General features: G+C 65.3%; 18 protein-coding genes. 8 read left to right on the plus strand and 10 right to left on the minus strand.

The window, feature by feature from the left end:
• Positions 1 to 549: 549 nt before the first annotated feature.
• The 3 genes from VGM61_RS16370 to VGM61_RS16380 are packed head-to-tail and all read left to right on the plus strand — an operon-like array spanning position 550 to position 3387.
• Positions 550 to 1560, plus strand: a complete 1011-nt coding sequence (locus VGM61_RS16370) for a two-component system sensor histidine kinase NtrB (protein ID WP_331523948.1) — start codon at positions 550 to 552, stop codon at positions 1558 to 1560.
• Positions 1553 to 2941, plus strand: coding sequence for a nitrogen regulation protein NR(I) (gene ntrC / locus VGM61_RS16375; protein ID WP_331523949.1), 1389 nt, complete (start codon positions 1553 to 1555; stop codon positions 2939 to 2941). The genes VGM61_RS16370 and ntrC overlap by 8 nt, the downstream gene beginning before the upstream one ends.
• The gene (locus tag VGM61_RS16380) at positions 2938 to 3387 is read left to right on the plus strand and encodes a GNAT family N-acetyltransferase (protein WP_331523951.1); all 450 of its coding nucleotides are present in this window, start codon (positions 2938 to 2940) and stop codon (positions 3385 to 3387) included. Before ntrC ends, VGM61_RS16380 begins: the two co-directional genes overlap by 4 nt.
• Here the strand turns inward: VGM61_RS16380 and VGM61_RS16385 are convergent.
• Complete coding sequence (locus tag VGM61_RS16385; RefSeq protein ID WP_331523952.1) at positions 3384 to 5882, minus strand: sensor domain-containing protein; 2499 nt, start codon at positions 5880 to 5882, stop codon at positions 3384 to 3386. The genes VGM61_RS16380 and VGM61_RS16385 overlap by 4 nt on opposite strands.
• A gap of 59 nt (positions 5883 to 5941) precedes the next feature.
• Positions 5942 to 7069 (minus strand): hypothetical protein, encoded by a 1128-nt coding sequence (locus tag VGM61_RS16390; protein WP_331523953.1) that lies wholly within the window; start codon positions 7067 to 7069, stop codon positions 5942 to 5944.
• A gap of 137 nt (positions 7070 to 7206) precedes the next feature.
• Here VGM61_RS16390 and VGM61_RS16395 point away from each other — a divergent pair, with 137 nt between their 5' ends.
• Both VGM61_RS16395 and VGM61_RS16400 read left to right on the plus strand, forming a co-directional pair.
• Positions 7207 to 8490 (plus strand): acetyl-CoA C-acetyltransferase, encoded by a 1284-nt coding sequence (locus VGM61_RS16395; protein WP_331523997.1) that lies wholly within the window; start codon positions 7207 to 7209, stop codon positions 8488 to 8490.
• A gap of 16 nt (positions 8491 to 8506) precedes the next feature.
• Entirely contained in the window at positions 8507 to 8722 is a 216-nt protein-coding gene (locus tag VGM61_RS16400; RefSeq protein WP_331523954.1) for a hypothetical protein, read from the plus strand.
• Here VGM61_RS16400 and VGM61_RS16405 read toward each other — a convergent pair.
• Genes VGM61_RS16405 through VGM61_RS16425 form a run of 5 tightly spaced genes read right to left on the minus strand, consistent with a single transcriptional unit; the run spans position 8719 to position 12583 of the window.
• Positions 8719 to 10590, minus strand: coding sequence for a phospholipase D family protein (locus VGM61_RS16405; protein ID WP_414694906.1), 1872 nt, complete (start codon positions 10588 to 10590; stop codon positions 8719 to 8721). The two genes, VGM61_RS16400 and VGM61_RS16405, sit on opposite strands and share 4 nt — an antisense overlap.
• A gap of 38 nt (positions 10591 to 10628) precedes the next feature.
• Positions 10629 to 11192, minus strand: a complete 564-nt coding sequence (locus VGM61_RS16410) for a YceI family protein (protein ID WP_331523955.1) — start codon at positions 11190 to 11192, stop codon at positions 10629 to 10631.
• Positions 11189 to 11653 carry a histidine phosphatase family protein gene (locus VGM61_RS16415; protein ID WP_331523956.1) on the minus strand — a complete coding sequence of 155 codons (465 nt, stop codon included), beginning with the start codon at positions 11651 to 11653 and terminating at the stop codon, positions 11189 to 11191. Before VGM61_RS16415 ends, VGM61_RS16410 begins: the two co-directional genes overlap by 4 nt.
• 42 nt (positions 11654 to 11695) lie before the next feature.
• Positions 11696 to 12328: a ParA family protein gene (locus VGM61_RS16420; RefSeq protein WP_331523957.1), complete on the minus strand. Its 633-nt coding sequence runs from the start codon at positions 12326 to 12328 to the stop codon at positions 11696 to 11698.
• 57 nt (positions 12329 to 12385) lie between these two features.
• Entirely contained in the window at positions 12386 to 12583 is a 198-nt protein-coding gene (locus tag VGM61_RS16425) for an antitermination protein NusB (protein WP_331523958.1), read from the minus strand.
• Positions 12584 to 12770: 187 nt separating this feature from the next.
• On the opposite strand from VGM61_RS16425, the gene VGM61_RS16430 reads away from it, so the two are divergent.
• Positions 12771 to 13778 (plus strand): hypothetical protein, encoded by a 1008-nt coding sequence (locus VGM61_RS16430; RefSeq protein WP_331523960.1) that lies wholly within the window; start codon positions 12771 to 12773, stop codon positions 13776 to 13778.
• Between the two features lie 3 nt (positions 13779 to 13781).
• On the opposite strand, the gene speE is transcribed toward VGM61_RS16430, so the two are convergent.
• On the minus strand, positions 13782 to 14633 hold the full coding sequence (gene speE / locus VGM61_RS16435) for a polyamine aminopropyltransferase (protein WP_331523962.1): 852 nt from the start codon (positions 14631 to 14633) through the stop codon (positions 13782 to 13784).
• 286 nt (positions 14634 to 14919) lie between these two features.
• On the opposite strand from speE, the gene speA reads away from it, so the two are divergent.
• Positions 14920 to 16803 (plus strand): biosynthetic arginine decarboxylase, encoded by a 1884-nt coding sequence (gene speA, locus VGM61_RS16440; RefSeq protein ID WP_331523963.1) that lies wholly within the window; start codon positions 14920 to 14922, stop codon positions 16801 to 16803.
• Positions 16800 to 17669 (plus strand): NAD(P)-dependent oxidoreductase, encoded by an 870-nt coding sequence (locus VGM61_RS16445; protein WP_331523964.1) that lies wholly within the window; start codon positions 16800 to 16802, stop codon positions 17667 to 17669. Before speA ends, VGM61_RS16445 begins: the two co-directional genes overlap by 4 nt.
• Before the next feature lie 46 nt (positions 17670 to 17715).
• Here the strand turns inward: VGM61_RS16445 and VGM61_RS16450 are convergent, their stop codons facing one another.
• The gene (locus VGM61_RS16450; RefSeq protein ID WP_331523965.1) at positions 17716 to 18453 is read right to left on the minus strand and encodes an SPOR domain-containing protein; all 738 of its coding nucleotides are present in this window, start codon (positions 18451 to 18453) and stop codon (positions 17716 to 17718) included.
• The gene (argS, locus tag VGM61_RS16455; protein WP_331523966.1) at positions 18453 to 20141 is read right to left on the minus strand and encodes an arginine--tRNA ligase; all 1689 of its coding nucleotides are present in this window, start codon (positions 20139 to 20141) and stop codon (positions 18453 to 18455) included. The genes VGM61_RS16450 and argS overlap by 1 nt, the downstream gene beginning before the upstream one ends.
• Positions 20142 to 20243: the final 102 nt, after the last annotated feature.

A 20243-nucleotide genomic window follows, 5' to 3' on the forward strand; every position in this document is an offset into this window, starting at 1 on the left:
CCTTGATAGACAAGGGATTTTCGGAGGACTTCTGACGGAGAGGTGGGATTCGAACGCGCTGTGGCTACACGTACGCCTGACTTCAGTCCTGCCAGCGGTGGACAGTCATGATGGGCGTCGGTCAAGGTTTGGCGAAGCCGGCCAAACTATTGTGGATGGCGCACCACATTCGGTCAGACGACCGGCCAGGGTGAACCCAAGGGGTCGAATCGAACGGATTTCGCCGGTGTCGGCCCAAAGTAGTCGTCGAGTGTGCTTCTCTTGGCCCGGATCCGGCAAATTCGCGGGCTTCTGGACATGCCAAATCTAGAATCCCCATAGTTTCAGCGAGTGCTGAAACTATGGGCCTCCGGGCACGACTATGGTGTGCGAAGCCTCCTTTGCAGGCGATCGTGCAGACCTCTGATAACTTAACCCCCCGATTTAGCATCAGTAACGCTTCCGCGGTCGCCATAGTTGGGCTATAGCACTCCGACCGTGCTGTTTTGGCTACCAGCAGCGGCCACGAAATAACTTCCCAACCCTCTCCAAAATCCCTACATTGGTGCAATGCACGCACCACCAGCGACCGAAATCGCCACCCTCATCAGCACCGGCCTGGCGGTCGTGGACCCCAGCCTCGCCGTCCGCTGGCTCAATCCCGCCATGGGCGAATGGCTCGGTGTAGGTACCCGTAGTGCCCTTGGCCAGAGGCTCGACGCCTTCGTCCGCGAACCCGCCCTGGCCCAACTGGCCGAGCGAGCCATGGCCGAGCGACAGGTGCTCCAGCTTCGCGGCGCCCATGTCGTGTTGGCCCGCGGCCGCCCGGTCACCGCCGACATCGCCCTTCAGCCGCTGGCAGAGGGCACCGTCCTTATAGAGGTGCACCCCCTGATCGGCGACATCGCCGAGCCGACGCCGCTGTCAGCCACCTTGCGGGGCTTCGCCCACGAGGTGAAGAACCCTCTGGCTGGTCTACGGGGAGCCGCACAGCTTTTGCAACGCCGCGTGGCCGAAGCAGACTTGAAGAACCTCGCTTCGCTGGTGATAGCTGAAGCGGACCGCCTATCCGCCCTGGCCGACCGCCTTCTACGCCACGGCGGCGTAGCCCGCGTCGCACCGGTAAACATCCACGAACTGCTCGAGCGGCTCGAAGTGCTGGTCACCTCCGAACCGTCCTCGCCGCGCATCCGCCACGACTACGACCCCAGCCTTCCCGATTCCTCCGGCGACTCCGATCGCCTGCTCCAGGTGTTGCTGAACCTGGCGCGCAACGCAGTGGAAGCAGGTGCCACCACGCTCATCTTCCGCACACGCGTCGAACATGGCGTACGCCTGGGCGAACCGCACGCACGCAGCGCCTTGCGCATCGACGTGATCGACGACGGCCGCGGCGTACCCGACGCACTACGCGACAACCTGTTTCAGCCGCTGGTATCCGGTCGCCCCGAGGGCACGGGCCTGGGGCTTGCGCTATCGCGCGAGATCGCTCGCGAGCATGGCGGCGAATTGCGCTTCGCCAGCGAACCTGGCGATACCGTGTTTTCCCTTTTTCTTCCGATGGAGAAGCCGCATGGCTGATGTATGGATCGCCGATGACGACCGCGGCGTCCGTTTCGTGCTGGCCGAGGCCCTGCGCGATGCCGGCCATACGGTGCGCGAGTTTGGTGACGCGAGCGCACTGCGCGACGCCCTTGCCGACGGCAAGCCCGCGCTCATTCTTACCGACGTACGCATGCCGGGCGAAGACGGCCTTAGCTTGCTGGCGGATCTCCACACCCGCGCCGTGGCACCGGTGATCGTGATGAGCGCCTTTACCGATGTCGCCACCACCGCCGCGGCGTACCGCGCGGGCGCCGCCGATTACGTCGCCAAGCCGTTCGACCTGGACCAGGCGGTGGAGGCGGTGGAGCGCGCCCTGGCTGCGGCCACCCCCAGTGAAGCGGTGGCACCGACCACCGTGGCGGCGCATGCGCTGCTGGGTGAGAGCGTGGCCATGCGTGAGGTGTTCCGCCTGATCGGCCGTATCGCCGCCAGCGATCTCAACGTGTTGATCACCGGTGAAACCGGCACCGGTAAGGAGTTGGTAGCCCGTGCGTTGCACGATGAAAGCGCGCGCCGCAACAAGCCGTTCGTGGCCCTGAATACCGCAGCCATTCCTTCGGAGTTGCTTGAAAGCGAACTCTTCGGCCATGAAGCGGGCGCCTTTACCGGCGCGGCACGCCGGCATGCCGGCCGCTTCGAACAAGCCGAAGGCGGTACGCTTTTCCTCGACGAAATCGGCGACATGCCGCTGGCCCTGCAAACTCGCCTGCTGCGCGTGCTGGCAGGGGGTGAGTTCTATCGCGTAGGCGGCCGTGAGCTGATCCGCGGCAATGTACGCATCGTGGCGGCCACGCATCAGGATCTGGATGCGCGAGTGGCCTCCGGGCATTTCCGTGCCGACCTCAAGCACCGCGTGGATGTGGTGCGCATCGAACTTCCCGCGCTGCGCCAGCGTCGCGCGGATATTCCGCTGCTGGCGAAGCATTTCCTCGGCACAGCGGCCAACGAATTCAAGCTGCCGCCCAAGCGACTGTCGCGTGCGGCGCAAAAAATCATGGAGCAACGCGACTTCCCAGGTAACGTACGCGAGCTTGAAAACCTCTGCCGGCGACTGGCCGTGGTGGCACCAGGCAGCGAGATTCTTCCGGCGGACCTCGGCGCCGCCGGCGATCGCGATGCCTCGCCCAGCGACTGGACCGACGCCCTGCGCCGCTGGGCGGAAGCGGCGCTGTTGCATAATGAGCCGGAGATCCATGCCCGCGCCCGCGCGGCGTTGGACAAGACGCTGTTGCAGGCCGCGTTGGTTAGCAACGGCGGTCATCGCCAGCAGGCCGCGGCCTCGCTTGGTGTGGGCCGCAATACCCTCACCCGCAAACTCGGTGCGTCCCGTGCGCGCCGCCCGAAGGACGCATCATGAGCATCACCATCCGCACCGCTACCCCGGCGGACATCGACCATCTGGTGGCGTGGAACGCCGCGATGGCCTTGGAAACCGAGCACAAGCACCTGGACGAAGCCGTGCTTCGCCCGGGCACCGAAGCCATATTCGCCGACCCGCGTCGCGGCACTTACCTGGTGGCTGAACTCGACGGCATCCCGGCGGGCAGCCTGTTGATCACCTACGAGTGGAGCGACTGGCGCAACGGGGACTTCTGGTGGGTGCAGAGTGTTTATGTGGCGGAACAAGCTCGGCGCAGGGGTGTTTTCCGCGCTCTCTATGAGGCAGTGAAGGAGCGTGCGATGGAAGCGGGCGCAGTAGGCACACGCCTTTACGTCGAAACCGAGAACACCCGCGCCCAGTCAACCTACGCAAGCCTCGGCATGGAACGCTGCGATTACGCGATGCTCGAGCAGATCTTCTAAAAGTACTCGTCGTTGCGGTCGTCGGCGGCGGCCAGCAGGTGGGCGAAGTCGGCGGGAGGCATGGGCATGCCGTAGAGGAAGCCCTGCATCACCGGGCAGCCGGCGGCCAGCAGGTATTCGGCCTGGTCGGTGGTTTCCACGCCTTCGGCGACCACGTTCTTGTCCAGGCTGTGGGCCAGGGCGACGATGGCGCCGGTGATGGTGGTGCTCTGGTGGTCGGCGCCGATGTCGCGGATGAAGGCGCGGTCGATCTTCAGGGTGTCGATGGGGAAGTGCTTGAGGTACGACAAGCTGCAATAGCCGGTGCCGAAGTCGTCCAGTGACAGCTTCACGCCCAGTTGCTTGATCCGCTGCAGCAGGTCGGGCACGTGGCCGTGGCCGGACATCACCATGCGCTCGGTCAGTTCCAGCTCCAGAAGCACGGGGGGCAGGCCGGTGTCGTCCAGCACGGATTGCAATGTTTCGAAGAAGCGCGTGTGCTGGAACTGCACGGCAGAGACGTTCACCGACACCGGCACGCGCTTGTACACCGCACGCCATTTCTCTGCCTGCTCGCAGGCGCGGCGAAGCACCCATTCGCCAATCATCACGATCAGCCCGGCTTCCTCGGCGATGGGGATGAATTCCTCCGGCGAATACACCTCCTCGCCGTCCACGATCCAGCGGAGCAAAGCCTCGGCGCCCACGATCCAGCCGGTGCGCACGTCTACCTTGGGCTGGTACTGCACGGATAGCTCATTGCGCACCAACGCCTTGCGCAGCGCCATTTCGATGGCCGCGTGCGCCGCGCCGCGATGGCGCATGTTGGTGCTGAACATGCGGTAGCCGTTGCGGCCCTGCTGCTTGGCTTCGTACATCGCCGTGTCGGCGTTGTGGATCAGGTTTTCAGCATCGGTGGCATCGTCCGGACACAGGCTGATGCCGATGGAGAAATTCACCGACAGATCCGCCACTTCCGTGGACACCGCCTCGTTCACGCGCTCAAGCAATCGCTCGGCCAGGCCCACCGCCTGGGCTGCATTGTCCACGTGCGGCAGCATCACCACGAACTCGTCGCCGCCCAGCCGGGAGACGATGTCGTCCTCGCCGATCTCGCTGCGGATCAGCTGCGCCACGGCTTTGAGCAAACGATCGCCGGCCTTGTGGCCCAGCACGTCGTTCACTTGCTTGAAATGGTCGATGTCGATGAATAGCGCCGCCACGTGCTTGTGCCGCGGCAGGGCGTCGGCGATGGCCTGCTCCATGCGCGACTGCAGCACGTTGCGGTTGGGCAGGCCCGTGAGCGTGTCGTGGCTGGCCAGGTGCGCCATCTTCATGGCCAGTGCACGTGTTTCGCTCACGTCGTGGAACACCAGCACGCCGCCGATCACGCGTCCGCTGTTGTCATGGATGGGCGCGGCGGAATCTTCGATCGGGCTGTCGAAGCCGTTCAGATGGATCAGCGAGGTGTCGCTGGCCAGCCCCACGATGACATTGCCCTTGATCGCCGCCCGCAGCGGATTGTCGGCGGGCTGGCCGGTATTGACGTCGCGGATGCGGAACACATCGTCCATCGGCAGACCCAATGCATCGGCGTGGGTCCATCCGGTCATGGCTTCGGCGATGGGGTTGAGCGAGGTGATGCGCAGGTCAAGGTCGGTGGTGATCACCGCGTCGCCGATGGATTTCAGCGTCACCTGGGCCAGCTCGCGCTCGTGGAACAACGCCGCTTCCGCCGCCTTGCGTTCGCTGATGTCCTGGATCTGCGACACGAAATACAGCGGATCGCCTTCGATATCACGTACCAGCGATACGCTGAGCATCGTGTGCACCGTGTGCCCATCGCGATGGAAAAAACGCTTTTCCATCTGATAGGTTTCGCGCTCGCCCGCAACGAGCTCACCCAACAGCTGCAAGTCGGTGGCCAGGTCGTCCGGGTGGGTGATTTCCTGAAAGGTCTTGGTCACCAGGACGGCGGAGGTGTAGCCGAACATGCGTCCCAGCACGCCGTTCACCTGCATGAAGCCGCCGTCCGGGCGCACCAGCGCCATGCCGATGGAGGCGTGTTCGAAGGCGCCCTGGAAACGCGACTGGCTTTCCTTCAACTGCAATTCGAGTTCGTGGCGCTCGGTGATGTCCACCACCAGCACGATCACCCCGCGCACGCTGCCGTCGGGTGCAAGGTCGGGTGTGTAACTGCCGCTGATGTAGCGCTCGTTATCGCCATAGGGAATGTAACGCTCGAACCGGCCGACCCTGCCGGCGTAGGCGAGGTCCAGTTCCTTTTCGACCATGGCGTAGCGTTCCGCGCCGATCACCTCGGCCACCGTGCGGCCGATCATGGCCTCAGGCTCGGCCACCATCCAGCGCCGGTACGAGGGATTGGCGTACAGGTAGCGTCGTTCGGAATCCAGGTAGGCCACCAGGCCGGGCAGCACTGACAGCACCTGGGCCGTCAGGTCGTTGGCGGTCCACGCGAGGTCATCGTTCCCGTCCCGGGGTGGAAGCCGGCCCATGATCTGCTTTTCACTCGCCCTTGAGATATTTGCAGCGTATCTGCTTTGGGCGGGCCCGGCTAATGGACCGATGCGGCGGGAATGGCCAAACGCCGGCCCGGTGCAAGGAACAGCTTGCCCAGGTCGGTGATGGTGTCCTCCGGCTGGTAGCGCTCATGCAGCGCGTGCAGCATGGTTTCCATGGCGTCGGCCGCCAGCGGAAAACCGTGGGCAAGGATCCGGGGCTCGGCCGAGCCGTGTGTTTGCGCCACCGTCACCGCTACCACCCCCAGTCCCCGGGCCGGGTGGGCGAACAGCCTGGGTTTGCCGAAGGTGGGATTGGGATCGTTCACCGCTTCCATGGCGTAGCCGACGGTGGGAGCCGTGCCTTCGAATCCGAAGGCGATGCCGTGGGCATTGAGCACCGCCGCGTATTGGCGAAGTTCGAAGAGGATGCCCGCCAGTTGATGCGCGGAGTCGTCGGTGCCGTTGTCGGGCTGTTCGGCAAACCAGGCGGCCAGCGGCGGCGCCGACACCCGGCCGGCTCCGTAACGGAGGGGCAGGCCACGCAGGGTGAGCGTGGATTCTTCTTTATAGGGTGTAAGCAGCGCCGCCTCGAGCAGGGTCCACAGCGGGGCCAGGTTCACGTGCTCGTACTGCACGCAGGTCATGGCCATTACGTCGTTGCGGCTCAGGTACCGGGCGTGCTCGAAGCGCACGCCCAGGGTGCGCATGAGGAAATCAGACGTGCGCGAGCCGGCTTCGCCGCGACCGACAAGTTCGGTTTCGATCCGTGCGGCGAGGTCTTCGGCCTGGGCTTCCTCGGCCAATAGTGTCCAGGGCAACAGGCGCATCGGGCCGCCGGCGTAGGTGGGGTCGGGCACCAGCGGCTGCGCTGGCATCTGCCCCTGGTTACTGCCAAAGGCCACCACGGCGGCCTCGCCGGTCACGCGCGGGATGCGCCGGGCAAGCTCGTCGAGCGTGGCGTGCACCGGGAAACCCGGGCGCAGCAATTCCACGGCATCGAATAACGCGCCGGCCACGGCCAGGCGCGATGTCTCCACACCCGGCAGCAGGTTTCGCAGGTCTTCGGCGACGAGGCCGGCCAGTTCCTGGGCTTCTTCACGGGTGAGCATCAGGCGCGAGGGCATCTCGCCCGGAGCCAGCTCCAGGGCCAGCACGGCCGGGCAGGCAACTACGTCATTCACCAGCGTCAATCCCAACGGGAATAAACCGCGATTCTAACATTGAGTGTTTTAAGGCTTTCCCACCGGGCTTGCCCGCGTTAGCCTTGGAATCCCCGTCGAACACATGTTCGACCCCCAGGTGGCTGATCGTCTTGAGCATGGAAAAACCGCAAACGCGCGTGGGTGTCGTCGGTGGCGTCCGCATTCCCTTCTGCCGCAACAACACCGCCTACGCCGACGTCGGCAATTTCGGTATGTCCGTCAAGGTGTTGGGTGCACTGGTCGAACGCTTCGGCCTGCACGGGGTGGAGCTGGGCGAAGTGGCGATGGGCGCGGTGATCCGCCATCCGTCGGACTGGAATCTCGCCCGGGAAGCACTGCTGTCGTCGGGCCTGGCCCCCACCACACCGGGCATCACCACCGCCCGCGCGTGCGGTACGTCGCTCGACAACGCCATCATCATCGCCAACAAGATTGCCACCGGGCAGATCCAGGCGGGTATCGCCGGCGGCTCGGACACCACCAGCGACGTGCCCATCGTGTTTGGCACGCGGTTGCGCAAGCGCCTGCTGTCGGTCAATCGCGCCAAAACCCTCAAGGAAAAATTCCGTGCGGCCACGCGCGGCTTCTCCTTCCGGGAACTGAAGCCCTCGTTTCCCGGCGTGGCCGAGCCGCGCACGGGTAAATCCATGGGCGACCATTGCGAACTGATGGCCCGCGAGTGGCATATCGAGCGCCAGGCGCAGGATCGCCTGGCCATGGAAAGCCACCACAAGCTCGCCGCGGCCTACGATGCCGGCTTCTTCAACGACCTGCTGGTGCCCTTCCGCGGCCTGAAGCGTGATGGCTTCCTGCGGCCGGATACCTCGATGGAGAAGCTCGCCACGTTGAAGCCCGCCTTCGACAAGACCACCGGCCACGGCACGCTCACCGCGGGTAACTCCACCGGTCTTTCCGACGGCGCGGCGGCGGTGCTGCTGGCAAGCGATGCGTGGGCCGCCGAACGCGGCCTGACCATCCAGGCCTACATGACCCACAGTGAAGTGGCGGCGGTGGATTTCGTCCATGGCGAGGGCCTGCTGATGGCGCCCACCGTGGCCGTGCCGCGCATGCTCGATCGCGCGGGGCTCACCCTGCAGGATTTCGACTTCTACGAGATCCACGAAGCCTTCGCCGCCCAGGTGCTGTGCACATTGCGCGCGTGGGAATCGGAAGACTACTGCCAGCGTCGACTGGGCCGGCCGGCCCTGGGTTCGATCGATCCGGCGAAGTTGAACGTGCATGGCTCGAGCCTTGCCGCGGGGCATCCGTTCGCCGCCACTGGCGCGCGTATCGTGGCGAGCCTGGCGAAGCTGCTGGAACAGAAGGGCTCGGGCCGTGGCCTGATCTCGATCTGCACCGCCGGCGGCATGGGCGTCACCGCCATCCTCGAACGTCCTTGAGATCGTGGCTTCGGTGATGCCGCCATTGCGTTTTACCTTCGGCTTCAGCCTGCTGGTGCTGATGCTGGGGGTCACCGCCACCGCATGGCTCACCGAGCTCACCTACGGGCCGCCCCAGGTGGAGCGCCGTCGGGTGTCGTTGCGTTCGCCCATGTCCCGCGCCGCCGTGCCGCCACTACCGGCGGTGATGCCCAAGCGCACCTATCCCGTACAGCGCACCATCGATCGCTAAAGGATGCCCGACGAGGCCGAGCCGAACGCGGTGAGCAACCGCGTGTAGATCATCTTCAGCGACAGGTTCACTTCAGGGAAATCGCCCACGGCGTGATAGCACTGGAAGAACTGCGCGTCGTTCGGCCGCTTGGGCATGCAGCCCGGGTTGAGGTCGTAGTTGGTCGTGTAGCGGAAGGGCCAGAGGTCGAACAGGGGCAGTTTCTCCGATACATCCCCCAGCGCTTCGCTGATCTGCCCCAGCACCGGAATGGTGGGTTTGCGCGGCGCCACCACCCAGGCGTTCTCAGGCCGGGTGTCGCTCATGATCGAGGCGCGCAGCGCATCGGCAAACGGACGGTCGTATACCACCACGCCCGATTCGGTGTTGTAGTGGTCCGAGCGGGGATCGAAATTGTGCGTGCCGACCATGGCGAAGCTGTCATCCACCACGATGGATTTGGCGTGCAGGCCGATGCGCATGCCGGCGGTGCGTAGCGGGGCGGGACGGTTGCGACGGCCGCGGCCGTTACGGCTGCCGAAGAGGCCCGGTTCCTCGCTGGGTGAAGCATTCCGCCGACCACCGGACGGGGCGTGGAAAACGTCGTAGCTCACGCCTTCGTCGGTGTCGGGCCTATCTTCAACCTGCGGCTTCATCTCGTAGATCTCGAAGCCGTACTTGGTGAAATACGCCTTCCGGTGCTTATAGGAAATGGCATACACGGCGAAGGCATCGGTGGAGGCCAGTGAATTGGTGGATACCACCACCCGCGGCGCATCGGGGCGTTTGTGCAGTGCGCGGAAGAGCTTCTTGGCGCGGTCACTCAATACCAGGTAGGGCGTCTGCAGCACCACTTCGCGGCGTGCGGCGCTGAGCATTCCCATGATGCGGCCGGTGAGCTCGCGGTCCTCGCGATCGGCCGGCTTCTCCGTTTTGCCGGGAAGATCCGAGAGGTAATCCACACGGCCCACGGGAATGGAATTGGCTACCAGGTGCTCCTGCACCCACTGCGGATCGGCGGCCTCGGCCAGTGCGTCGCTCACCCGGTCGGGCCGGGAGTAAGCCGGTTCCACCCAGCGCGGCGCGTCGGGCCCGTCGCTGCGGATCTGCCGGTTCACGTCGCGCAGGTGGGTCAGCGGCACGCTGCGCTTGTGGTTCCAGAAGGTGTCGAAGCTCGTCGCCATGGTCCGCGCTACCGGGCCGCCCACGACCACATCGCGGTCGCGGTAATCGAACTCGTCGTTCCAGTCGAAGTAGCGGTCTTCGTAGTTGCGGCCGCCGGTGATGCCGATGGCATCGTCCACCAGCAGCAACTTGTTGTGCATGCGCTGGTTGAAGCGCAGGAAACAGCACACGACACCGGCGGCGAATTCCAGCGGCGGTGTATGGGCCTTGCGGAAGGTGGGGTTGTACAGGCGTACCTCGAAATTGGCACGGGTGCGCGCCAGGGTGGCCAGCAGTTTCGCGTCGCCGAAGGCGAACAGCTGGTCGGCCAGGATGCGTACTTTCACCCCGCGCCGGGCCGCTTCCACCAGCTGGTCCAGGATCAGCTTGCCGGCATCGTCCTGCTGCCAGATGTAGGTCTGCACGTCGATACTGTGGCGGGCGCCGCGGATCAGGTTCAGCCGGGCCACCATGGCCGATTCGCCGTCCTCGAGCAGGCCGATGGCGTGGTGGGGGGCATCGGCGGTGGAAGACGCAAGCTCGGCGTTGGCCTGGTCCAGCAGGGCGGAAGGCGCCGCGCAGTTATCCGGCTGGTGGCAGGTGGGCACGGCATCCTGCGCCTGCATCACGATCGCGTCGGCCTTGCGGATATTGGCGTGCGACAGCGTGCAACCCTGCGCGAACGCAGCGGTGGCCAGCAGGAGGACGAGAGCGATGCGGCGCATGGGCGCCATCATAGCCGGGCGCGACGCAATGGCTGTGTCTACGGACCGATGGTGATCGACAGGCCCAGTTCGACCCTGTCGGCCAGGGCGCCGCGGCGTCCGCGCATGTCGAAATCGGTGCGGTCGATCGCGCCCAGGGCCTGCAGGGTGCAGCCGCTCAGGTGGGTGGCGGTGCAATCCGATCGAAGGATGGTGAAGTGCACCGGCTGGGTCACCCCGCGCATGGTCAGCTGGCCATCGAGGCGGTCGCCGTTGCCCAGGGCGTCAAGGGGGATGCGGGTGGAGACGAAACCGATCGAGGGGTAGCGCGTGTAGTCGAAGAACTCAGGCGCCAGCACCCATTTGCGGAAACGGCTGGAATCCATCTGCAGGCTTTCCACGTCGATGGACGCCTGCACCACGGCACGGTTGTCGTCGGGGTCGATGTCGATGGTGCCGCGGATGCGTTCGAACACGCCGGTCACTTTCGTTACCCACAGCAGCCGCACACCGAACTCCGCGCGCGAGTGCGCTTCGTCGATGTGCAGCGGGCCGTGGATGGCAGCCGCGGACGCGACGCCGGAGAGCAGCAGGGCCGCGAACGGCCCCGCCAGGTACTTCATGGCGACCAGAACGCCTCCAGGGTGGCCGACCCCGGTTCCAGCGGGCCGGCCGCCACGCGCAGGCGGGCCAGGGCCCCGGGCGGCATGCCGCGATAGTCTTCCGATCGGCCTTCCACCAGCAGGGCGACGAGTTGCTCGATGCCCGGGTTGTGGCCCACCAGTACCAGGGTGATGGCGTCCTGGTGCTGGTCGATCAGGGTGAACAGGGTGCCGGGAGTGGCGTCGTAGATCTCAAGGGCTTCGGTGATGGGGAGGTTCGGCAGCGCAAGTTCCGCCGTCTGCCGGGTACGTTTGGCCGGCGAACACAGCACGCGGTCGATGCTGAGTTTGTGGTCGGCCAGCCATTTGCCGGCTTCGATGGCCTCGGCACGGCCGTGTTCGGTGAGTTGTCGGTCGCGGTCGCTTTCACCGGAGCAGAGCTCTTCGGTTTCCGCGTGGCGAAGGAGGATCAGTTCACGCATGGTGTTTTCCTTCTGGTTCGTCTTGCGTGGGAGCGTGGTGCCTTAGCTGCTGCGCTTGATCCATCGCAACAACTTGCTCCAGTCGTCCTGGTGGCCACGGACATTCTCGGAGTGGTAATCGAAGATGCCTTTACCCAGTGCGGTAAGCAACACATAGGCCTGGCTGTCGCGAAGCTGTGCCACCACCGGGAACGGTGATGCCTCGGCCAGCTGCACCATGGCATCCTGGCTGGCGTTGGTCCATGGCTTCAGGCGGTTGCCCACCAGGGCCACCGGCAGCTTGCCACGGCGCACGCGCGGGATACCGTGCAGCAGTTTGAGGAAATCGGTGGTGGCGTCCAGGTCGAAGCTCGATGGCAGCACCGGCACCACCAGCACGCTGGCCTGTTCAAGGTAGGGCTCGAGTTCTTTCTCGGTGACGCCGGCAGGGGTATCGACGATGGCAACGTCGGTATCTTCGGGAAGTTTCTCCAGTGCCTTGCGGCCGCCGTCCACTGCCAGCACGCCGGGAACGTTCTCCGGCCTTCGGGCTGCCCACCGGTAACTGGACTGTTGCCGGTCTGCGTCGACGATGGCTACGCGCTTGTTGGCCTGGGCGTAATGGGACGCCGCCTGGGTGACTACCGTGGTCTTGCCGCAACCGCCCTTACTGCTTGCTACGAGCATCGTCAGCATCGGATAGACCTTGCCTGGAAAGGAGGTACCTCCAAGCCTACCGGGTTCGACGCGGCGCTAGAAGAATTTCCCCCTCGCGCGGGGCATCACTACCAGGATCAGGGTGGCCACCGGGCCAAGGATCAGCGAGAGCACGAACCAGAGCACGCCGCTGCGGTTCTTGCCCTGGGCCAGGCCCGCATTGATGAGGGCGAGCGTGCCCCAGCCGACAAACCAGGGTGCGGATGCCGAAGTGAGGGCGGTAAAGGATTCCATGGAACGCTCCTGTTCTGAAGCAGGATTCGTGGGGCAGACGGTGGGCTCAGATTGTCGGAGGCGGCCCACATCGCCTGGAGCGAAACCCGATAGTAGCAAGGGTTTTCTTCACATATGCGATACCCCCCTGGTCCCACCGTTCAGAAACGACCCGTATCCTTGCGGTTTTGCCCCCTGGAGTAGAGCCATGCGCGGATTGCGCCCCCTTGCCCTGGCCCTTGCCTTAGCCACTGCGGCGCTGCCCCTGGCCGCCCTCGCGGCGAAAACGCCCGCACCGCGGGATCGCCAGGCTGCACTGCTTAAATTCCAGCAGGATCTGGCCAGCGTGCTGGCCCTGCGCACCGATGCCCAGCCGCTGCTGGGCGCTGCCCTGTTGGCCCGGCCGCTGGCCCGGCCCCCTGAAACCCTGAGCTATCACACCCTGCTGGAGCGGGCCGCCCGGGGTGATGGCGCGGGGCCGTCGGTGAGCTGGGCCCAGCTGGCCGATTGCGATGGCAAGGCGGGCACCTGCCCGAATGCCGACGCCATGGCCAGCCTGAAGCAACAGGTGCCGGACAATGCCGCGGTGTGGATGCTGGCGCTCGGCCGTGATCTTTCTGCCGCCAGGGATGACGACGTTCGCGCCGACCTCACCCGGGCGGCGCAGGCAAAAAGCTACGACGATTACCTCGGCAGCAGCCTGCAGGCGCTGGCCCGCACGGTAAGCCAGCTACCTCCGCCGCCTGAAACCTACGATCCGCTGTCCGGCGCCGGCAGTGCCGGGGTGCAGCTGACCATCGTCTATGGCCTGGGCGCCACCCAGCCGCTGCCCGCCTTCCCTGCCACGGCGCGGTATTGCGAAGCGCACAAGGACGACGAAGGCATCCGAAACGATTGCCTGCGCCTGGGCAAGGTACTTGAGTGGGGTTCCAGCCCGTTGGGGCGGTCGTTGGGTTTGCATCTTCGCGAGGTGCTCTCGCCCGATGACGCCCAGCAGGCCGATGCGCGCCGTGCCAGGGTGAACCTGGTGTGGCAGATGCAGAACTTCGCCCAGCTGAACGTGCGGGCGCAGGGCGAGAAGCCGGTGGCACAAAGGCTGCTGATGCTGGCGCGCAATGGCGGTACCGAGATGAGCGTGATACTGGCCGCGCTCAATGCCTACGGTATTCCGGCCGAGGCGCCGGCAGGTTACGTGCCGGCGCGCCCGAAAAGCTGAGGGTCAGTCCCCCAACGCCTCGCGCATGAATTCCGGCTGGGCCAGTGCACCCTTGTGGGTTTCGGCGTTGTAGTACTTCGTGGCGAAGTTCTTCGAGATCGCGCCACGCTCGCGGAAACCGCCCAGGTCCGCGCCCTTGCGGGCCATGGTGCAGCTCCACCAGCCGGTGGGGTAGCACGGCTGCGGGAAGGGCAGGGTGCGCACGGCGCCGAAGCCGGAGGTACGCATGGCCGAGCGCATCGCCTTGATCAGCTCGATATGGGCCAGCGGCGATTCGGACTGCTGCACCAGGATGCCACCGTGGCGGAGCGCCTTGTAGCAGGTGGTATAGAAGGCTGAGTTGAACAGGCCCTCGGCGGGGCCGACAGGATCGGTGGAGTCGACGATGATCAGGTCGAGCGATTCAGGCTCGGCCTCGGCCATGTACTTGATGCCATCGATAAACAACAGCTGCGCGCGCGGGTCGTTGTTGCTTTCGCACAGCTCCGGGAAATATTCCTCGGCCAGACGGGTGACGCGCTCGTCGATCTCTACCTGCACCGCCGATTCCACTTCCTCATGCTTGAGCACTTCGCGCAGGGTGCCGCAATCGCCGCCACCGATGATCACCACGCGCTTGGCACGGGCGTGGGTGAACAGCGCCGGGTGGGTCATCATTTCGTGGTACAGGAAGTTGTCGCGGCTGGTGAGCATCACGCAGCCATCGATCACCATCAGGTTGCCCCAGTCGGTGGTCTGGTAGATCTCGATCGTCTGGAAAGGCGTTTTCTCTGCATGAAGCAGACGCTCGACACGAAAACCGATGGAGGAACCGGAGGCCTGGTGGGCTTCGGTGAACCAGCTGAGCTGCGACATGACGCGATCCCGGGGCAGGAGGGTGAAAACGGCCATTGTAGCGGCTTATGCCCTCCAGGCTGTCCGTCGAAATCGTCGCAACCTGGCCTTCGATCCCATTCCGTTGTCATCCTGCACCGTTACAATAAGCGGCCCGGGCCTGGAACCCGGGTACATCCTGGACGGCCCCGCGGCGTGCGAGGCTCCCGGTCGCCAGGCATGTTTCGTCTAGGCTCGCCGCTGCGACGCTATAAATTCCCGGCCCAAGGCACGCCGGGAATCCGATAACGACGAGGAGAGAGGGCCGATGGGTACTTCCTGGGACATCGACCGCGCGCGGCAGACCTACGCCGTGCCGCATTGGAGCGATGGTTATGTCGACATCGACCAGGCCGGGCAGCTGGTGATGCAACCGCACGGGCCTGGCGGCGCGAAACTGAACCTGCCGGCCATCGTGGATGCCGCCCGCGCGCAGGGCCTGCGCCTGCCGCTGTTGATCCGCTTCCCGGACATCCTGGCCAATCGCCTTGCCCGCCTGCAGGCGGCCTTCGGCAAGGCCATCGCCGATTCCCGCTATCCGGCCGCCTATACGGCCGTCTACCCGATCAAGGTGAACCAGCAGCGCGGCGTGGTGAGCGAACTGGTGGCCGCCGGCGAACACGGTTTCGGCCTGGAAGCGGGCTCCAAGCCTGAACTGATGGCCGTGCTGGCGATGGCCCGTCCGGGCAGCCTGGTGGTCTGCAATGGCTACAAAGACCGCGAATACATCCGCCTGGCCCTGATCGGCCGCAAGCTCGGGCTTTCCGTCCATATCGTGATCGAAAAGCTTTCCGAGCTCGAACACGTGCTGGCGGAGTCGAAATCCCTAGGCGTGGAGCCCCTGCTGGGGGTGCGCGTGCGCCTGGCCTCGATCGGTGCCGGCAAATGGCAGAACACCGGTGGCGACAAGGGCAAGTTCGGGCTCTCGCCCGGCCAGGTGCTGGAGTTGATCGCCCGCCTGGATGCCGAAGGCCTCACCCACACCCTGCGCCTGCAGCACTTCCACATGGGCTCGCAGATCTCCAACGTGCGCGACATCTCCGCCGGCATGCGCGAGGCGGTGCGCTATTTCGTGGAATTGCGCGCCGCGGGCGCGCCGATCGACATCGTCGACGTAGGCGGTGGCCTTGGCGTTGACTACGACGGTACGCGTTCGCGTAGCTACAACTCGATGAACTACAACCTCGAGCAGTACGCCGCCAGCATTGTCACCCCCTTGGCCGAAGCGGTAGAGCGCCTGGGGTTGCCAGCGCCGCGCATCGTCACCGAGAGCGGCCGCGCCATGACCGCGCACCACGCGGTGATGGTGGTGAATGTGACCGAAGTGGAAGCCGTGCCAGCGGGCATCGTGGCGGAGCCGCGCGAAGGTGAGCCGGCCGTGCTGCGCCACCTGCGCGACACCTGGGCAGAGCTCGGCCAGCGCCCGCCGCTGGAATTGTTCCACGAAGCCCAGCACCACCACGCCGAAGGCCTTTCGCTGTATGCCGAAGGCCATCTTGGCCTGCGCGACCGCGCGCAGCTGGACGACATGTACTACGCCATTGCCAGCGCCGTGCGCCCGCGCCTGCTACCCACCGAGCGTGCGCACCGCCAGGCGCTGGATGAACTGGACGAAAAGCTTGTCGACAAATATTTCGTGAATTTCTCGGTGTTCGAATCCATCCCGGACGTCTGGGCGATCGACCAGATCTTCCCCATCGTGCCGCTGGCGCGCCTGGATGAAGAACCCACGCGCCGCGGCGTGATCGCCGACCTCACCTGCGATTCGGATGGCCGCATCGACAACTATGTGGATGCCGAGGGCGTGGACGTAAGCCTGCCGCTGCATACCTTGCGTGATGGCGAATCGTATTGCCTGGGCATCTTCATGGTGGGCGCGTACCAGGAGACCCTGGGCGACATCCATAACCTGTTCGGCGATACGGACGCGGTAAACGTGCGGGCCGGCAGCGATGGCTTCGAATTCGCCCATGTTCGCCGTGGCGACACCACCGACCTGATGCTCGACTACGTCGGTTACGACCTTGCCGCCCTGCGCCAGGCGTACCGGGACCGCCTGGCCGCGGCCGGCGTCACCGGTGATGGTCTGTTCAATGAACTCAACGCCGGCCTTACCGGTTACACCTATCTTGCCGAGGACATCCGCCCATGACATTGCGTGCTTCTTTCATCGGCCTGGGTGCGATGGGTGCGTCGATGGCGCGCCATCTTCATGAGAAGGGCCTGCTGGTGGCGGTGGGTAACCGCACGCAGCAGAAGGCCTACGACCTCGCTGGCGACCTGGGCGTGGACGCGCCTTCGATCGAAGCCATGGCATCGATGAGCGATGTGGTGGCGCTGTGCGTCACGGCCGACCAGGACGTGCTGGACAACGTGGCCGCGCTGCTGCCGCACCTGCGCGAAGGGTCCGTAGTGGTCGACCATTCAACCGTCGCGCCCGCCACCGCGCTGCGCGCAGCGCAGATGCTGGCGGAGAAAGGCATCGCGTTCCTCGATGCGCCGGTGTCCGGCGGCGTGGAAGGCGCGCGCAACGGCAAGCTGTCGGTGATGGTGGGCGGCGACGCGGCAGCGCTGGAAAAAGCGCGGCCCGTGCTGGAAGCCTATGCAGTGAAAGTGACCCACATGGGTAGTGTCGGCGCAGGCCAGTCGACCAAGGCGGTGAACCAGGTGATCGTGGCCGGCATCGCGCAGGCCGTGACCGAAGGGCTGGCGCTGGGCGAAGCCCTGGGGCTGGACGCCGAAGCCTTGTTGCCCACCTTGGGCGCCGGCGCGGCCGGCAACTGGTTCCTGGAAAAACGCGGCGCCACCATGTTGCGCAACGAATTCTCCGTTGGCTTCAAGCTGGCGCTGTTGCACAAGGATCTGGGCATCGTGCGCGGCGTGGCGGTGGATGCAGGCACCGATCGTTCCGTCATCGAGAAATCACTCGCCGACTTCGCCCAGCTGATGAGCGAAGGCTACGGCGACGACGACATTTCCGGGCTGATCCGGATCAAGCGGGGCGAGCGCAAGGTTTAAGGCAAGGCGCAGCCTTCGCAGCGAAGGCGCGCCATGGCAGGCCGCGTTAGCTGCCTACCTTCAAGGCGATGGCATTGATGCCCGCCTGCTGCAAACGCTGCTTGGTCGATTCCAGTTCCGTGGCCGACTTGAACGGCCCCAGGCGCACGCGGTTGTAGTTCTGGCCACCCACCTTCACCGTTTGCACGTTGGCGACGAAACCCTGCAACGCGAGTTTGGCCTTGAGCGATTCAGCATCCCCGGCGCTGGGGAATGCGCCCACCTGCAGCAGGTAACCACCGCTGGCGGACGGCGACGGCGTCGGCGTGGCGGCCGGCGTGGCAGCGACGGTTTCCGTCTTCACCGCCGGCAAGTTGGCAGGCGTCGGTGGCGGAGTGCTGCCGGCCTGCTGGGCTGCGGCGGTTTTCTGCTGGGCCTGCTGCTGCGCGGCGGCCTGCTGGCGGGCCTTGGCTTCGGCCTGGGCCTGCGCGCTGATCTCCGCATCGGGAATACGCACTTCTTTTTCCGACAGCACGGAATAGAAATCGTAGGTGGGCTTCTTCGGCTTGTCCGCATCCGGTGCGGACTCCGCCAGTCCAGGATCCGACGCCTTCTGCGCGGTGGCCTGCGGGTTGGGCGCGGGGCCGTTGGGACGCTGCAATGGCAGGAAGGAACCCTTCAGCACCACCGCCATCAGCACGGCACCGGCCAGGATGCCGATGATGGCCCAGCCCCAGCCGGGCATGCCGCTGCTTTTGTTGCGTACAGCCTGCTTGCCGCGGCCTTTGGTGTTGCGTGTTGCCATTACATTTTCTCCGGTGCGCTGATACCCAGCAGGCCAAGCCCGTTGCGAAGGACCTGCCGCGTGGCCAGCGCCAGCGTAACGCGGGCATTGCGAAGGCCCGTGTCGTCAACGATCCACTTGTGCTCGTGATAATAGCTGTGCAGCGCGCCAGCGAGTTCGCGCAAATATTGCGCAACTAGGTGCGGTTCAAGATTGGTAGCTGCGGTTTCCACCACCTCGGGGTAGCGGGCCAGTTCCACCATCAGGGCAGTTTCGTGGTCGCTGTCGAGCTGGCCGAACGCCGCCATGCCTGCTTCCCGGTCGTAGGTGTAGCCACGCTCGGTGAGTTCTTCCAGCACCCGGCTCACGCGGGCGTGGGCGTACTGGATGTAATAAACCGGATTGTCGTTGCTTTGTGAACGCGCAAGGTCGATGTCGAAGATCAGCTGGGAATCTGATTTCCGCGCGATCAGGAAATAACGCGTGGCATCGCGCCCGGCCTCGTCGATAAGGTCGCGAAGGGTAAGGTAGGAACCGGCGCGCTTGGAGAGTTTCACCTCCTCGCCGCCACGCATCACCGTCACCATCTGGTACAGCACGTAATGCGGGTAATCCTTTGGGATGCCCTGGTCCAGCGCCTGCAGGCCGGCCTTCACACGCGTCAGGGTGCCGTGATGATCCGAACCCAGCACCGTTACCGCGTCCTGGTAGCCGCGCTGCCACTTGCTCATATGGTAGGCAACGTCGGGCACGAAGTAGGTATAGGTGCCGTCGGACTTGCGCATCACGCGGTCCTTGTCGTCACCGTAGTCGGTGCTGCGCAGCCAAAGGGCGCCGCCGTCTTCATAGGTATGGCCGTGCTTCACCAGCTCGCGGACGGTTTCTTCCACCTTGCCGCCGCTGTAGAGCGACGATTCCAGGAAGTACACGTCCATTTCGACGCCGAAGGCGGCAAGATCCAGATCCTGCTCGTGGCGCAACGCGGCCACCGCGAACTCGCGGATGGCCTCGAGGTTGTCCGCATCCCTGGCGCCGGTGACGGTACGGCCGTCGGCCTGGACCGACTCACCGGCCAGATACGCCCGGGCCACGTCGGCGATGTAGTCGCCGCGGTAACCCGCTTCCGGCCAGCCGTCGGCGCCCGGCTCGATGCCACGGGCCCGGGCCTGGACGGAAAGCGCCAGGTTATGGATCTGCACGCCGGCGTCGTTGTAATAGAACTCGCGGCGCACATCGTGGCCGGTGGCGCCCAACAGGCGTGCCAGGCAGTCGCCCAGCACCGCGTTGCGGCCGTGGCCCACATGAAGAGGGCCGGTGGGGTTGGCCGAGACGTACTCCACGCCCACCATCCGGCCTTCGCCCGAGGTACTGCGGCCGAAGTCGTTGCCCCGGGCAAAAACGTCCGAAAGCAGGCTCTTGTAGGCGTCCCGGCCCAGGAAGAAGTTGATAAAGCCTGGACCTGCGATCTCCACGCGGTCCACCACGCCACCGACGGGCAGGGCGGCAACCAGCGCCTCGGCCACCTCGCGCGGCTTCCGGGCTGCTACTTTTGTAAGCAACATGGCCACATTGGTTGCAAAATCGCCATGTTCGCGGCTTCGGGTGCGCTCGACCACGAAGGCAGGCACGGCGGCATCGGCGGGCAGGGTGCCGGCCGATTTCAGGCTGTCGATGGCCTTGAGCACGAGGTTCCGAAGCTGGTCTTTCACGGCGGGCGCTGGTAGCTGGGGGAACCGGCAATCCTAGCAGACCGGGCCGCCAAAGCCCGGGGGCGAAAGCCTTTTTCGAAACGGCCCCAGCCTGTGGATAAC

Origin of the sequence: Pinirhizobacter sp. (genome assembly GCF_036499745.1) — a bacterium.
Lineage (GTDB): Bacteria > Pseudomonadota > Gammaproteobacteria > Xanthomonadales > Rhodanobacteraceae > Pinirhizobacter.

Bases quoted from the DNA above. Each gene is read 5' to 3' on its own strand.
- VGM61_RS16370 (WP_331523948.1), top strand. From the start codon at position 550: ATGCACGCACCACCAGCGACCGAAATCGCCACCCTCATCAGCACCGGC.
- ntrC (WP_331523949.1), top strand. From the start codon at position 1,553: ATGGCTGATGTATGGATCGCCGATGACGACCGCGGCGTCCGTTTCGTG.
- VGM61_RS16380 (WP_331523951.1), top strand. From the start codon at position 2,938: ATGAGCATCACCATCCGCACCGCTACCCCGGCGGACATCGACCATCTG.
- VGM61_RS16385 (WP_331523952.1), bottom strand. From the start codon at position 5,882: ATGGGCCGGCTTCCACCCCGGGACGGGAACGATGACCTCGCGTGGACC.
- VGM61_RS16395 (WP_331523997.1), top strand. From the start codon at position 7,207: ATGGAAAAACCGCAAACGCGCGTGGGTGTCGTCGGTGGCGTCCGCATT.
- VGM61_RS16400 (WP_331523954.1), top strand. From the start codon at position 8,507: ATGCCGCCATTGCGTTTTACCTTCGGCTTCAGCCTGCTGGTGCTGATG.
- VGM61_RS16405 (WP_414694906.1), bottom strand. From the start codon at position 10,590: ATGCGCCGCATCGCTCTCGTCCTCCTGCTGGCCACCGCTGCGTTCGCG.
- VGM61_RS16410 (WP_331523955.1), bottom strand. From the start codon at position 11,192: ATGAAGTACCTGGCGGGGCCGTTCGCGGCCCTGCTGCTCTCCGGCGTC.
- VGM61_RS16415 (WP_331523956.1), bottom strand. From the start codon at position 11,653: ATGCGTGAACTGATCCTCCTTCGCCACGCGGAAACCGAAGAGCTCTGC.
- VGM61_RS16420 (WP_331523957.1), bottom strand. From the start codon at position 12,328: ATGCTGACGATGCTCGTAGCAAGCAGTAAGGGCGGTTGCGGCAAGACC.
- VGM61_RS16425 (WP_331523958.1), bottom strand. From the start codon at position 12,583: ATGGAATCCTTTACCGCCCTCACTTCGGCATCCGCACCCTGGTTTGTC.
- VGM61_RS16430 (WP_331523960.1), top strand. From the start codon at position 12,771: ATGCGCGGATTGCGCCCCCTTGCCCTGGCCCTTGCCTTAGCCACTGCG.
- speE (WP_331523962.1), bottom strand. From the start codon at position 14,633: ATGTCGCAGCTCAGCTGGTTCACCGAAGCCCACCAGGCCTCCGGTTCC.
- speA (WP_331523963.1), top strand. From the start codon at position 14,920: ATGGGTACTTCCTGGGACATCGACCGCGCGCGGCAGACCTACGCCGTG.
- VGM61_RS16445 (WP_331523964.1), top strand. From the start codon at position 16,800: ATGACATTGCGTGCTTCTTTCATCGGCCTGGGTGCGATGGGTGCGTCG.
- VGM61_RS16450 (WP_331523965.1), bottom strand. From the start codon at position 18,453: ATGGCAACACGCAACACCAAAGGCCGCGGCAAGCAGGCTGTACGCAAC.